The sequence below is a fragment of the Streptomyces sp. NPDC047049 genome (assembly GCF_040643995.1).
GTDB lineage: Bacteria > Actinomycetota > Actinomycetes > Streptomycetales > Streptomycetaceae > Streptomyces > Streptomyces mooreae.
Window position 1 is genome coordinate 22899 of sequence record NZ_JBEYVM010000016.1, and the last position, 13142, is coordinate 36040.

Sequence of the window (13142 nt, forward strand, 5' to 3'; positions counted from 1 at the left end):
TCAGTGCTCCTTGACCAGCTCGGCGTACGGGCCCCCGGCGGCGACCAGGTTCTCGTGCCGGCCACGTTCGACGACCACGCCGTGGTCGAGGACCACGATCTCGTCGCTGTCGCGGACCGTGCTCAGCCGGTGGGCGATGACGACGCAGGCACAGCCGCGCCGCCGCAGGTTGTCCATGATGGTCTGCTCGGTCTGCGCGTCCAGGGCGCTGGTGACCTCGTCGAGGACCAGGATGCTGGGGCGCCGGACCAGTGCGCGGGCGATCTCCAGCCGCTGGCGCTGGCCGCCGGAGAAGTTGCGGCCGTCCTGTTCGACGCGGCTGTAGATGCCGTCGGGGCGACGGGCGATCACGTCGTCGTAGAGCGCGGCGTCCTGGAGGGCGGTGATGACCGCGTCGTCCGGGATGGACGGGTCCCACAGCGCCACGTTGTCCCTGACTGTGCCCTCGAAGAGGAAGATGTCCTGGTCGACGAAGGACACGGAGGCGGCCAGCGCGCTGCGCGAGAGGTCCTCCAGGCGCTGTCCGTCGATGCGGATGGTGCCTTCCCAGGGGCTGTAGAGGCCGGAGATCAGCCGGGAGACGGTGGACTTGCCGCTGCCGGAGCCGCCGACGAGGGCGACCTGCCGGCCGGGGCCGACGGCCAGGGAGAAGCCGGTGAGCAGCGGTTTGTCCAGCGGGCTGTAGCCGAAGGTGATGTCCTCCAGCGTCACATGGCCCTTGAGGCGGCGGGTGTCGGCGTCCGGCTCGGGGCGCGAGTAGAGGGTGTCGACGGGGAAGCTCTCGACGTCCTTGAGGCGGGCCACGTCGGCGGCGAAGTCCTGGATGCGGCCAGCGACCCCGTTGAGCCGGGTGATGGGCGCGGTGAAGCGGGTCACCAGCGCCTGGAAGGCGACCAGCAGACCGATGGAGATATGGCCCTCGACCGCCCGCAGGCCGCCGATCCACAGGATCAGGGCGCTGTTGAGCGTGGCCAGGGTGGGCGCGACGACAGCCAGCGCGGCGCTCGGCACCCCGAGGCGCTGCTGCACCTCCAGCGTGGTGGCGTGCTGGCCGGCCCAGCGGCGGAAGTAGCCGTTCTCCCCGCCGGTGGCCTTCATCGTCTCGATGAGCTGCAGACCGGTGTAGGAGGTGTTGGTCAGCCGGGCGGTGTCGGCGCGCAGCTTCTGCGTGTGGGTGGCCCGCAGCCGGATCACGATCCGCATGGCGACCACGTTGAGCAGCGCGATGCCCACGCCGATGACCGTCAGCTGGGGGTCGTAGGTCCACAGCAGGAAGGCGTAGAGGATGACCACGATCCCGTCCACGCCCGCGGCGGCGAGGTCGCGCGCCAGGGTTTCGGCGACCGCGTCGTTGGACTGCAGCCGCTGGACCAGGTCGGCCGGGCTGCGCTGGGCGAAGAAGGTGACCGGGAGTCTGAGCAGGTGGCGCAGGAAGCGGGCGCTGGTCAGGGTGGAGGAGATGATGCGGCCGCGCAGCAGGTTCGCCTGTTGCAGGCCGGTCAGGACGGCGGTCAGCGCGACCATCGCGGCCATCGACGCGAAGAGCGGCCCCAGCAGCGAGGTCTGGTTGCCGATCAGGAACATGTCGATGTACGTACGGCTCAGCGCGGGCACCGCCGCGCCGACCGCGACCAGCAGCAGGCTGGCGAGCAGCGCGGCCAGCAGGGTGCCGGTGGTGCCGCGCATCCGGGCGGGCACGGCGCCGAGCACGCCGGGCTTGCGGCCGCCCTTGCGGAAGTCCTCGCCGGGCTCGAAGACCAGGGCGACACCGGTGAAGCTGGTGTCGAAGTCCTCGGTCGGCACGAAGCGGCGGCCCTTGTCGGGGTCGTTGATGCGGACGCCCCGGCGGCCGAAGCGGCGGCTGGTGCCGTCGTAGACGACGTAGTGGTTGAACTCCCAGAACAGGATGGCCGGCGCCTGCACCTCGGCGAGCGCGGACGGTTCCATCTGCATGCCCTTGGCCTGCAGGCCGTAGCTGCGGGCGGCCTTGAGCAGATTGCTGGCGCGCGAGCCGTCGCGGGAGACGCCGCAGGCGATCCGCAGCTCCTCCAGCGGTACGTGCCGCCCGAAGTGGGCGAGCACCATGGCCAGCGAGGCGGCGCCGCACTCCACGGCCTCCATCTGGAGGACGGTGGGAGTGCGTACGGTCTTCGTCTTCCCGGTCTTCGGGGCGGGCGCGGCACGGCGGGTGCGGCGGGCGCCGGGCGCGGGCTCGGGACGGTGCCGGCCGCGCCCGGGAGGCGGCAGCTGCTGCTGCGGGGCAGCGGAGTCTTCGGGGGCGGTCATGGCAGCAGCCAATCGATCGGGTGCTGCGCGGCCAGGTGGACGGCGCCGGTGGCGGGCGTCATCGAGTCGAGGGCGTACGGCGGGCCGCCGGAGGCCGACCAGGCGTAGCCGGACGCGTTGTGCGGGGCGGCGTCGAGCTGTACCAGGACCGCGAGGGGCTGGCCGTGCTGCGAGAACTGCTCGCCGAGCTGGCTGTTGCCCAGGTAGGCGCCGATCCGCTGGCGGGTCTGGGCGGTCCTGCCGACGGCCTTGACCCGCCCGCGCAGGACGCCGTACTGCTGGCTCGGCACGGACTGGACGGTGAGGTCGACGGACGCGCCGACGGGGACGGAGGCGCCGCTCTGGGCCGGGACGTACAGCGTGGCCGTCAGGGGGTCGCGGGCATGGGCGACGCGCTCCACGGAGGCGACATCGGCGCCGGTGGTGACGACGGAGCCGATCGTGGCGACCATCGTGGTCAGCCGGCCGGCGGCGAGCGTGCGGACGACGGTGGTGCCCCGGGCGGTGCGGACCTTCAGCACCGGGGTGTTGGCGGCCACCCGCTTGCCCTCTTGGGCGAGCACGGCGGTGACCTGGCCCGATACGGGGCTCTGCAGGATGTAACTGCCCTGCCCGTGGGTGAGGATGCCGGGCGCGCCGAGGGTGGACGACACGGTTCCGGTCACCGCCCATATGGACGCGGCGATCACGAAGAGGACCGTGACGGTGAGCACGAGCCAGCCCTGGGGGCGGGCGAAGCGCACCGGAAGATCGATTTCCTCGGGCGACTGCAGCTTGGAAAGGGCCTGTTGGCGGAACTGCACGACACTCTTCCCTCAACTGCAATGGTCTGTCAGACGGGTGGCGGCGGCCGTGCGCCCCGGTCCCGGGCACAGCCAGGGATCCGGGGCACGCGGCCCGGCATGTCGGCAAGGAGGGGGCGCCGACCTGCCGTTGTCACCGTTCAAAGGCGACTGTGCCGCTCAGCGGCACAGAAGCGGCTCAGAGACCGGAGACCAGGCCCGTGGCGGTGTTGGCGATGCCCGAGGCGTTGACGCCGGTGGCGCCGTCGACCAGGCCGGTGGCGGTGCCCACGGCGCCCGAGACCGGGGCGATGGAGTCAACGGTGTTGGTGGCGGTGCCGACCACGCCGTTGAGGAGGCCACCGGACACGTTGTCCAGGTCGGCGTCGGAGATTTCCTGGGTCTGAACCTGGGGGATGGAGTTCATGGTGTTTCCCTTCGATGAATATCTCGAAAAATGCTGCGCCCGAACCGTCCGGTGGGGTGGTCCGGCCGCGGCTGCGGCAGTCGGGTACCCGAAATCGGGAACCGATGGTGTGACTCCCGCGGTGCGAAGGATCAAAGCACGCGGGCGCGTTGCGCTGCTAATCGGAGAACCGCTGATCCGGACCCCAACGCCCCACTGAATTACCGGAAGTGCACGCGCATCCATGACTTGGTGGCAGCTTCTTCACAGGTTCTCCAGTTTCACTTTCAACTCATCGGTAACTGATCGTTCGGCGAACTGGACATTCCCGCACCAAACCATTGATCCGCAGGTCAGCGTGGGGATTGGCCACCGGAGACCATGTGCCGACTGCGCTTTCGGTGTGCAGATTCCTTGAAGGCCGACAATTTTTACGGCACCTGAGCACAGCACGGTCACGAAACTCGGGAGCACACCCCGGGCGGGCCGCTCCGAATGTTGCAGAGGCATGAAATGTGCCCGATTCGCCCGGAACTCATGGGCGGCATCGGGTGAGTTGCACGCATGGAACGGAATCATCGGAACTATACCTGCCCCATTCCCTGGAAACGGATCGAGTGACCAGAGAACGGACATACCCGCATATCGCCGCGCCTTCGGAACCGTCGGTAATGGGCGATTTTGAAGGGCGCCGCCGACAGCCCGGTGGCAGCCGCCCGCCTCGTACGGCACCGTGAAAGGACACCGCGGGGCCGGCGCCCCGGGAAGGAGCCGTGCGTGGACCCCGTCGAGGCGCTGGAGCGGATCGCGTTCCTGCTGGAGCGGCAGGGGGCGGTGAGTTACCGCGTCCAGGCGTTCCGCACGGCCGCGACGGCGGTCGGCGCGCTGTCCCCCGACGAGGCGCGGCAGCGCGCCCTGGACGGTTCGCTGGGGCAGGTCAAGGGGCTGGGCCCGAAGACCACCCGGGTGGTCGAGGAAGCGTTCGCCGGGGTACGGCCCGTCTACCTGTCACAGCTGGAGGAGGAAGCGGGCGGACCGCTGGTCGAGGGCGAGCTGGGGCAGCGGCTCCGGCGGGCGCTGCGCGGTGACTGCCATCTGCACTCGGACTGGTCGGACGGCGGCAGCCCGGTCGAGGCCATGGCCCGCGCCGCCCGCGACCTCGGGCACGCCTGGTGTGTGCTGACCGACCACTCCCCCAGGCTCACCGTGGCCCGGGGACTGACCGCCGACCGGCTGCGCCGGCAGCTGTCGCTGGTGGCGGAGGTCAACCAGCGGCTGGCGCCGTTCCGGCTGCTGACCGGCATCGAGTGCGACATCCTCGACGACGGCACCCTCGACCAGGAGCCGGAGCTGCTGGACCGGTTGGACGTGGTGGTCGCCTCGGTGCACTCCAAGCTGCGGATGGACAAGGCGCCGATGACCCGTCGGCTGCTGGCCGCGGTCCGCAACCCGCTGGTGGACGTGCTCGGCCACTGCACCGGACGGCAGATCACCGGCAAGCTGCGTCCGGAGTCGCAGTTCGACGCCGCCGAGGTGTTCGCGGCCTGCGCCGAGCACCGTACGGCCGTCGAGATCAACTGCCGTCCCGACCGCCTCGATCCGCCGCGCCGGCTGCTTGGCCAGGCGCTCGCGGCGGGCACGCTCTTCGCCATCGACAGCGACGCCCATGCGCCGGGCCAGCTGGACTGGCAGATCTACGGCTGCGCCCGCGCCGAGGAGTGCGGCGTACCTGCCGACCGGGTCATCAACACCTGGACGCAGCGCCAGTTGGCCACCTGGACCCGGACCGGCCGGACGCCGCGACGTGCCTCCGGGCCGGCCTGAGCGGGCCGTCAGGCGGTGTGCGGCGCGGGGGCAGGAGCGCCGGTGGCCGGAGCGCCGCCGGCCTGTGCGCCGGTGGCGGGGGTGAGCCGCAGCGCCACGACATAGGCGACGACCACGGCGACGATCACCAGCGGCATCACCGTGAGCCCGCTCTTCCCCAGCAGCAGGGTGGCCAGCAGCACCGACGTCATCGGCAGCCGGAGCATCGCCACACACATGGCGCCCACGCCCATTGCGAAGGCCGGGGTGAGCGAGAGGCCGGGCAGGTGGGCCAGCACGACGCCGCCGGCCGCGCCGAGGAACAGCGCGGGGAAGATGGGCCCGCCCCGGAAGGCGCTCAGCGAGGCGCAGTACGCCAGGCCCTTGCACACGATGAGCAGCAGCAGCGCCGCCACCGAGTAGCCCGCGCTGTCCCGGAACAGCGACCCCAGCGCCGACTGGCCCGAGTAGAGCAGCTCGGTGGCGGGCTTGCCGGTGACCGCGGCGAACACCACCGCCAACACGCCCACCACCAGGCCCATCACCATCGTGGCCGGGACCCGGTGGCGGACCACCCGCCCCTTGAGGAACAGCGAGAGCCGCCGTACGCCGGCCGCGGCCAAGGCCGCGGCCACGCCGATGACCAGGGCCCAGCCGAACTCCGGCACCGTTGGCTGGGCGGCCCGGGGGACATCGTGCAGCGCGAGGGAGTACGTACCGAGTCCGGTCCAGTCCCCCAGCCCGGTGAAGACCAGCGCACCGATCCCCGACGCCAGCAGGCCGGGCACCAGCAGCATCCCCAGCATCGGGCCGCCCAGCCCCACCACCTCCATCAGGAGGAACGCGCCCAGCAGCGGGGAGCCGAGCAGTGCGCTCACCGCCGCGAAGCTGCCCGCGGCGCCCACCGCGGCGACGCTCTGGGCGTTCAGGCCCCGGCCCAGCAGCCGCGCGGCGCCCACGGCCAGCCCGCCGCCGAGCGCGATGAGCGGCGCCTCGGGGCCGAGCACCGCACCGAAGCTGAGGGAGGCCAGCGCAGCGAACACGATGCCGGGGAGCGCGGAGAGCGGGGGCGCACCGCTGAGCGCCAGCCCGTCGGCCGGTTCATGGCCGCCGCTGCCCGGCAGGTGACGGATGGCCAGGCCGACCAGCAGGCCGGCGACCACGAGCATCGGGACCGGCCACCACAGGGGTGTCCCGGCCAGGCCCAGCGCCCGCGGCAGGTCCGTGTAGATCAGTGGTTCCAGCTCGTGCACCAGCGCGAGGAAGCCGAACGCGACGGCGCAGACCGGGAAGCCGACCACCGCCGCCACCAGCAGGAGCTTCAGATAGCCGCGGGTGCGCACCAGGGCGTAGGGATCCCGGGACACGGTGGCGGGCGTCTCGCCCGCCGGGCCGGTGGAGCCGGCTGACATCGCCTCGCCTCCCTCGCCGCCGCCGTGCCGAGCCTGTCACGGCCGGTCCGCCACGGCATGCCGGGCGCGTCCTCGCGGGCATGGCCATCCGGGTGAACGGGCCGCGCAGTGGCCTCACCCCTGCGGCGCCGCGGTCTCCTTGAGGGCGGCCAGCACCGGGCGGAGCAACGGGTGTTCCTCGGCACCGCGGCGTACGGCGGCGAAGACCCGGCGGGTCGGGGCGACATCGTCGACGGGGCGGACCACCACGCCCGTGAGGTCCATGTCGCGCAGGGCCGAGCGGGGGACGAGGGCCACCCCCGCGGCGGCCGAGGCGAGGGCGACGACGGCCCGGAAGTCGTCGGAGGAATGCTCCAGCCGGGGCTCGAAACCGGCGTATTCGCAGGCCAGGACGACCACATCATGGCAGGGGTTGCCGAGGTAGGGGCCGATCCAGGGGTCCTCGGCGAGATCGGCCAGGGCCACCTGCGGCAGGCCGGCCAGGCGGTGGCCGGGCGGCAGCACGGCGTCGAACGGCTCGGCGTAGAGCGGGACCCGGGTCAGCCGCGGGTCGTCGGCGCGGGGCGCGCCCCGGTATTCGACGGCGACCGCCACATCCACCTGCCGGTCCAGGACCATCAGCAGGCTGGCGTCGCCCTCGGCGTCCTGGACGCGGACCCGGATGCCGGGGGCGGTGCGGGTGAGCGCGGTGAGCGCGGGCGCGACGACCAGGCCGATGCCGGTGGCGAAGGCCGCGACGGTGACCGTGCCGGCCTCACCCGAGCCGTAGGCGGCGAGCTCGGACTCGGCGCGCTCCAGCTGGGCGAGGACGGCATTGGCGTGGGCGAGCAGGATGTCGCCCGCGGCGGTCAGCCGGACGCCGCGGGCGCTGCGTTCCACCAGTCGGTGGCCGGTCTCCGTTTCCAGGGCGGCGAGCTGCTGGGAGACCGCCGAGGGCGTGAGGTAGAGCGCGGCGGCCGCGGCGGTGACCGTTCGGTGGTCGGCCACCGCACGGAGGATGTGCAGCCGTCGTGCTTCGATCATGCTCCCAGTTTCGCAGGCCCCGCCGGTGCGGGGCGTCAGGCGCCCAGCGCGGACCGCGCGTCGACGAAGGCGTCGACCGCGCGGTGGACGTCCGCGGTGGAGTGGGCGGCGGACAGCTGTACGCGGATCCGTGCCTGGCCCTGCGGGACCACCGGGTAGGAGAAGCCGATGACGTAGACGCCCCGCTCCAGCAGCAGCTCCGCCATCCGGGCCGCCTCGGCCGCGTCGCCGATCATGACGGGGGCGATGGCGTGGTCGCCCGGGAGAACGTCGAAGCCCTCCTCGGTCATCCGCGAGCGGAACAGGGCGGTGTTGGCGTGCAGCTGCTCGCGCAGGTCGCCGGCCGACTCCAGCAGGTCGAGCACCTTCAGCGAGGCGGCGGCGATCACCGGGGCGAGCGAGTTGGAGAAGAGGTACGGGCGCGAGCGCTGGCGCAGCAGGGCGACGATCTCGGCGCGGGCCGCGACATAGCCGCCGGAGGCGCCGCCGAGGGCCTTGCCGAGGGTGCCGGTGATGATGTCGACCCGGTCCATGACGTCATGGAGCTCGGGGGTGCCGCGGCCGCCGGGGCCGACGAAGCCGACCGCGTGCGAGTCGTCGACCATCACCATGGCGCCGTAGCGGTCGGCCAGGTCGCAGATCTCGCGCAGCGGCGCCACGTAGCCGTCCATGGAGAACACGCCGTCGGTGACGACAAGCTTGCGGCCGTCGCTGCCGGCCTCCTTCAGCTGGCGTTCCAGATCGGCCATGTCGCGGTTGGCGTAGCGGAAGCGGCGGGCCTTGGACAGGCGGATGCCGTCGATGATGGAGGCGTGGTTGAGGGCGTCGGAGATGACCGCGTCGTCCGGGCCGAGCAGGGTCTCGAAGACACCGCCGTTGGCGTCGAAGCAGGAGGAGTAGAGGATGGTGTCCTCTTGGCCGAGGAAGCCGGAGATCCGCTGCTCCAGCTCCTTGTGGACCTCCTGGGTGCCGCAGATGAAGCGGACCGAGGCGAGGCCGTAGCCCCAGCGGTCGAGCGCTTCGTGGGCGGCCGCGACGACCTCGGGGTGGTCGGCGAGGCCGAGGTAGTTGTTGGCGCAGAAGTTGAGGACCTCGCCGGGGTTGCCCCCCGCGGTGACCGCGACGGTGGCGGACTGCGGGGTACCGATGACCCGCTCGGGCTTGTGCAGGCCGGCGGCGCGGATCTCGTCGAGGGTGCCGCGCAGTTCATCGCGTACGGAGTCGAACATCAGGGGTGTCTCCAAGAGTCGGGGAAGCGGGCGCGCGGTGCGAAGGGGCGCGCCGGGGCGGAGGCCGGAGGGAAGTGCTCAGGTGGTCCAGTCGAGGATGATCTTGCCGCTCTGGCCGCTGGCGGCGTCGTCGAAGGCGGCGTCGAAGTCCTCGTACGCATAGCGGCCGGTGATCACCGGCGCGAGGTCGAGACCGCCTTCGAGCAGTACGGACATCGCGTACCAGGTCTCGAACATCTCCCGGCCGTAGATGCCCTTGATCGTGATCATGGAGGTGACGATCCGCGACCAGTCCACGGGGAACTGTTCGGCGGGCAGGCCGAGGACGGCGATCCGGCCGCCGTGCGTCATGTTGGCGATCATGTCCTGCATCGCCTCGGGCCGGCCGGACATCTCCAGTCCGATGTCGAAGCCCTCGCGCAGACCGAGTTCGCGCTGCCCGTCGGCGATGGCCGACTCGGCGACATCGAGGGCGAGGCTGACCCCGACCTTGCGGGCCAGTGCGAGGCGCGCCTCGCTGACGTCCGTGATCATGACATTGCGGGCGCCGGCATGCCGGGCGACGGCGGCGGCCATGATGCCGATCGGCCCGGCGCCGGTGATCAGTACGTCCTCGCCGACCAGCGGGAACGACAGCGCGGTGTGCACGGCGTTGCCGAAGGGGTCGAAGACGGCGGCGATATCGAGGTCGACGGGGACGCGGTGCACCCACACATTGGTGGCGGGCAGCGCCACGTACTCGGCGAACGCGCCGTCCCGGCCGACGCCGAGACCGACGGTGGCGCGGCACAGATGGCGGCGGCCGGCCAGACAGTTGCGGCACTTGCCGCAGACGAGGTGGCCCTCGCCGCTCACCAGATCGCCGGTCTTGACCTCGGCCACATCGCGGCCGGTCGCCACCACCTCACCGACGAATTCATGACCGATCGTCAGCGGGGTGCCGATGGACTGCTGGGCCCAGCCGTCCCATGCGCGGATGTGCAGATCGGTGCCGCAGATGCCGGTACGCAGCACCTTGATCAGGACATCCCCCGGGCCGACGGCCGGCTCCGGCACGTCCATGAGCCAGAGACCCGGCTCCGCTTTCTGCTTGACCAGTGCCTTCACCGCAACGGCTCCCGTACCTGAGTGTGACCCTGCCGGGTGCCGTCCCCGGCCACCCGATCTTCGTCAGGAAATCTTCCCTACGACGGCCGCCCGGTCCATCGAGGATTTCTTAAGCACGGTCACAGTTGCCCTTTACGCCCCATGGGCACCGGGGTGCACAGCCGCGGAGGTGAGGGCGGTCACGCACCGCGCAAGGCCGGCCGCGCCGACGAATGCGCAGCTCGGGGGCGGTGCCGGTGGTCCGGGTGAGGCGATCGGGCAGCTCGCCCGGGAGGGTGCCGAGGGCCGCGCGACCGGTGCGGGAGTGTAAACGTTCGCCACCGCAAGCGTCGGAATTCATCACAGCTTGAGTGGCCGTGAGACCCGGATGCACGGGGCTACGTAGGACTGAGTGGCAGCAACACACGGGTGCTGACGCGACGCACCGCGGTCGCCCGTGTGCCTCGTTCCTGTGCGTCCCTGGAGGTCAGTGAATTGAGCCACCGACATGTGAACAAGCGGACCGGCGTGGTCGTCGGCGCCGCCGCGGCCGCCATTGCGGCCGCGGCGATCCTGCTCCCCAACGCCAACGCGAGCACGGACCAGCCGGCGGCCCCGAAGACACTCAGCGCCCACTCCGCCACGCAGCTGGCGGCGTCCCTGAAGGCGGACCTGGGCGACAAGGGCGCCGGCTGGTACCTGGACAGCGCGAACGGCCACCTGGTCATGAACGTGCTGTCGGAGGACGACGCCAAGAGCGTCACGGCCAAGGGAGCCGTCGCCAAGGTCGTGCACAACAGCATGACCGCGCTGAAGGCCGGCGCGAAGACCCTGCGGGACTCCGCCTCGGTGCCCGGCACCGCGTGGTCGATCGACCCGAAGACCAACAAGATCGTGGTGCTCGCCGACAGAACCGTTACCGGCGCAAAGATGGCCACGCTCAACAAGGCCACGAGTGGCATGGGCGCAGGCATGGTCACCGTCAAGCGGTCTCAGGGCGAGTTCAAGCGGTACGACGGCGGGAACGCGGGGAGCGCGGCCGGCAGCGGGCAGGCAGCGGGCGGTGCCGGTAACGCCGGAGCGGCGGGCGGCGGTAACGCGGGCGCCGCGGGCGGCGGCAATGCCGGAGCGGCAGGCGGCGGCGGTCAGGCCGCGGGCGGTGCCGGAGGTGACGGCGGGGCCGGTGGAGCCGGTGGAGCCGGTGGCGGGCAGGCCGCGGGGCCGGTCGGCGGCAGCGCCATCTTCGGCGGCAACGCACGCTGCTCGCTGGGTTTCAATGTCACGGTCAAGGGCGCACCGGCGTTCCTGACGGCCGGTCACTGCGGCAACGACTCCAAGACCTGGACGGCCGACCAGGGCGGCAGCCAGCCGCTGGGCACGGTGGCCGACTCCAAGTTCCCGAAGACCGACTTCGCACTGGTCAAGTACGACGACGCCGGCGCGAAGCCGGAGAGCGCGGTCGACCTCGGGAACGGCAGCACCAAGGAGATCACCAAGGCCGCGGAGGCCGCCGTCGGGATGAAGGTGCAGCGCTCGGGCAGCACCACCGGCCTGCACGACGGCACGGTCACCGGCCTCGATGCGACGGTGAACTACGGCAACGGCGACATCGTCAACGGCCTCATACAGACCGATGTCTGCGCGGAGCCCGGCGACAGCGGCGGCGCGATGTTCTCCGGCGACTCGGCGGTCGGGCTGACCTCCGGCGGCAGCGGCGACTGCACCGCGGGCGGCGAGACCTTCTTCCAGCCGGTCACCGACGCGCTCAAGGCCACGGGAGCCGAGATCGGCGCCGGGGGCGGCGGCGCGGGCGGCGGTGACGCGGCCGCGGGCGGCGCGGCAGCAGGCGGCGGCGGTGCCGCGGCCGGTGGCGGTGACGCGGCAGCAGGCGGCGGTGACGCAGCGGCCGGTGGCAGCGACGCGGCAGCGGGTGGCGCCGGGGCCGGCGACGCCGGTGCCGGAAGCGCCGGTGCCGGGGACGCCGGAAGCGCGGGCGCGGGAGACGCCGGTGCCGGTGCCCAGGACCCCGGTACGGGCGCCCAGGACCCGGGAGCCGGCGGCAGCGGTGACGGCCTGAACTGACCTCCGGGCCCTTGCGCCCCTTGATCCCCTGAGCCCCGGGATCCCCTCTGTGCCTCGGCCCCGTCCCCTGCAACTGCGCAGGCGGGCGGGGCCGTTGAGCGTGCGAGCCGTAAACCGGACGGGCCTCGGGCCAGAACGGGGCCTCAGGCCTCAGTAAGAGACGACGGTGAAGAGACCGCCGTCCGGGTCACGGATGACGGCCTGTTGGCCCTTGCCGTCCGGGGTCGGCGTCACGGGGGTGACGGTTCCGCCGGCGGCCACCGCGGCGGCCGTCACCTTCTCGATCTCGCGGACCGGAAAGTGGACGTGCCAGCGGGGACGCACCCGCGGGTCCGGGGCGGACTCCACGGCGCCGCCCCGCAGGGTGGCGACGGTGTGCTGACCGTCCCGGACGAGGACCTGGTCGTGTTCGTAGGTCACATCGCAGCCGCCCGGCTCCCCGGAGGCCCAGCCGAAGACCTCCGCGTAGAAGATGGCGGCCGCGAAGCCGTCCCGGGTGCGCAGTTCGAGCAGGGCGGGGGCGGCGCCGCGGCCGACCGACCACGCCAGGGTCTGGCCCTCCCAGAAGCCGAAGGTGGCGCCGTCGGGGTCGGCGGCGAGGGCGGCGCGTCCGGGGCCGAGCTTGAGCGGTCCGACGGCGACGGTCGCCCCGCGCTCGCGGATCCGGTCCGCGGTGTCGTCGGCGTTCTCCACCGCGAAGTAGGAGGTCCAGGCCACGGCGACCTGAAAGCTCTGGGCGAGGGCACCGATGCCGGCGACCGGCTGTCCGTCGGCCACCGCGACGGAGAACTCCTCACCGAGGCTGGCCGGGCGGAACCGCCAGCCCAGGACGGCGGAGTAGAAATCCTGCGCGGATTCCAGATCGCGCGCCATCAGACTGACCCAGCACGGAGCGCCACGTACCGGAGTGGCCGGGCCATGGGCCGACATGACATCTGCCTCCTGTTGCTCAGCGCCCCTTCCCACTCTGCCAGCGACGGGGCAGGGCCGCACCAAGGGCGCGTCCCCCGGCGGGCAGCGCAGTTGTGCCGCT

General features: G+C 72.2%; 10 protein-coding genes. 2 read left to right on the forward strand and 8 right to left on the reverse strand.

Annotated elements, in window-relative coordinates; translation table 11 throughout:
- The 3 genes from ABZ851_RS27715 to ABZ851_RS27725 form a co-directional block, all read right to left on the reverse strand.
- Nucleotides 1-2286, reverse strand: coding sequence for an NHLP family bacteriocin export ABC transporter peptidase/permease/ATPase subunit (locus ABZ851_RS27715; protein WP_361132877.1), 2286 nt, complete (start codon nt 2284-2286; stop codon nt 1-3).
- The gene (locus tag ABZ851_RS27720) at nt 2283-3089 is read right to left on the reverse strand and encodes an HlyD family efflux transporter periplasmic adaptor subunit (protein WP_336051019.1); all 807 of its coding nucleotides are present in this window, start codon (nt 3087-3089) and stop codon (nt 2283-2285) included. Before ABZ851_RS27720 ends, ABZ851_RS27715 begins: the two co-directional genes overlap by 4 nt.
- Nucleotides 3090-3267: 178 nt before the next feature.
- Nucleotides 3268-3495, reverse strand: coding sequence for a type A2 lantipeptide (locus ABZ851_RS27725; protein ID WP_088796277.1), 228 nt, complete (start codon nt 3493-3495; stop codon nt 3268-3270).
- Between the two features lie 756 nt (nt 3496-4251).
- Here ABZ851_RS27725 and ABZ851_RS27730 point away from each other — a divergent pair.
- A complete protein-coding gene (locus tag ABZ851_RS27730) occupies nt 4252-5298 on the forward strand; it encodes a PHP domain-containing protein (protein ID WP_361132881.1) in 1047 nt (348 codons plus the stop codon).
- Between the two features lie 8 nt (nt 5299-5306).
- Here the strand turns inward: ABZ851_RS27730 and ABZ851_RS27735 are convergent, their stop codons facing one another.
- The 4 genes from ABZ851_RS27735 to tdh all read right to left on the reverse strand — a co-directional run bounded on the left by ABZ851_RS27735 (nt 5307) and on the right by tdh (nt 10048).
- The gene (locus tag ABZ851_RS27735) at nt 5307-6689 is read right to left on the reverse strand and encodes a chloride channel protein (protein ID WP_361132884.1); all 1383 of its coding nucleotides are present in this window, start codon (nt 6687-6689) and stop codon (nt 5307-5309) included.
- 114 nt (nt 6690-6803) lie between these two features.
- Entirely contained in the window at nt 6804-7712 is a 909-nt protein-coding gene (locus ABZ851_RS27740; protein WP_361132887.1) for a LysR family transcriptional regulator, read from the reverse strand.
- Nucleotides 7713-7747: 35 nt separating this feature from the next.
- Nucleotides 7748-8941 (reverse strand): glycine C-acetyltransferase, encoded by a 1194-nt coding sequence (locus ABZ851_RS27745; protein WP_176963706.1) that lies wholly within the window; start codon nt 8939-8941, stop codon nt 7748-7750.
- A 78-nt stretch (nt 8942-9019) separates the two neighbouring features.
- The gene (gene tdh, locus ABZ851_RS27750) at nt 9020-10048 is read right to left on the reverse strand and encodes an L-threonine 3-dehydrogenase (RefSeq protein ID WP_361132891.1); all 1029 of its coding nucleotides are present in this window, start codon (nt 10046-10048) and stop codon (nt 9020-9022) included.
- A gap of 474 nt (nt 10049-10522) precedes the next feature.
- Between tdh and ABZ851_RS27755 the strand changes: the two genes are divergently transcribed.
- Nucleotides 10523-12109, forward strand: coding sequence for a S1 family peptidase (locus ABZ851_RS27755; protein WP_361132894.1), 1587 nt, complete (start codon nt 10523-10525; stop codon nt 12107-12109).
- Between the two features lie 150 nt (nt 12110-12259).
- Here the strand turns inward: ABZ851_RS27755 and ABZ851_RS27760 are convergent, their stop codons facing one another.
- Nucleotides 12260-13039: a VOC family protein gene (locus tag ABZ851_RS27760; protein ID WP_361132897.1), complete on the reverse strand. Its 780-nt coding sequence runs from the start codon at nt 13037-13039 to the stop codon at nt 12260-12262.
- Nucleotides 13040-13142: the final 103 nt, after the last annotated feature.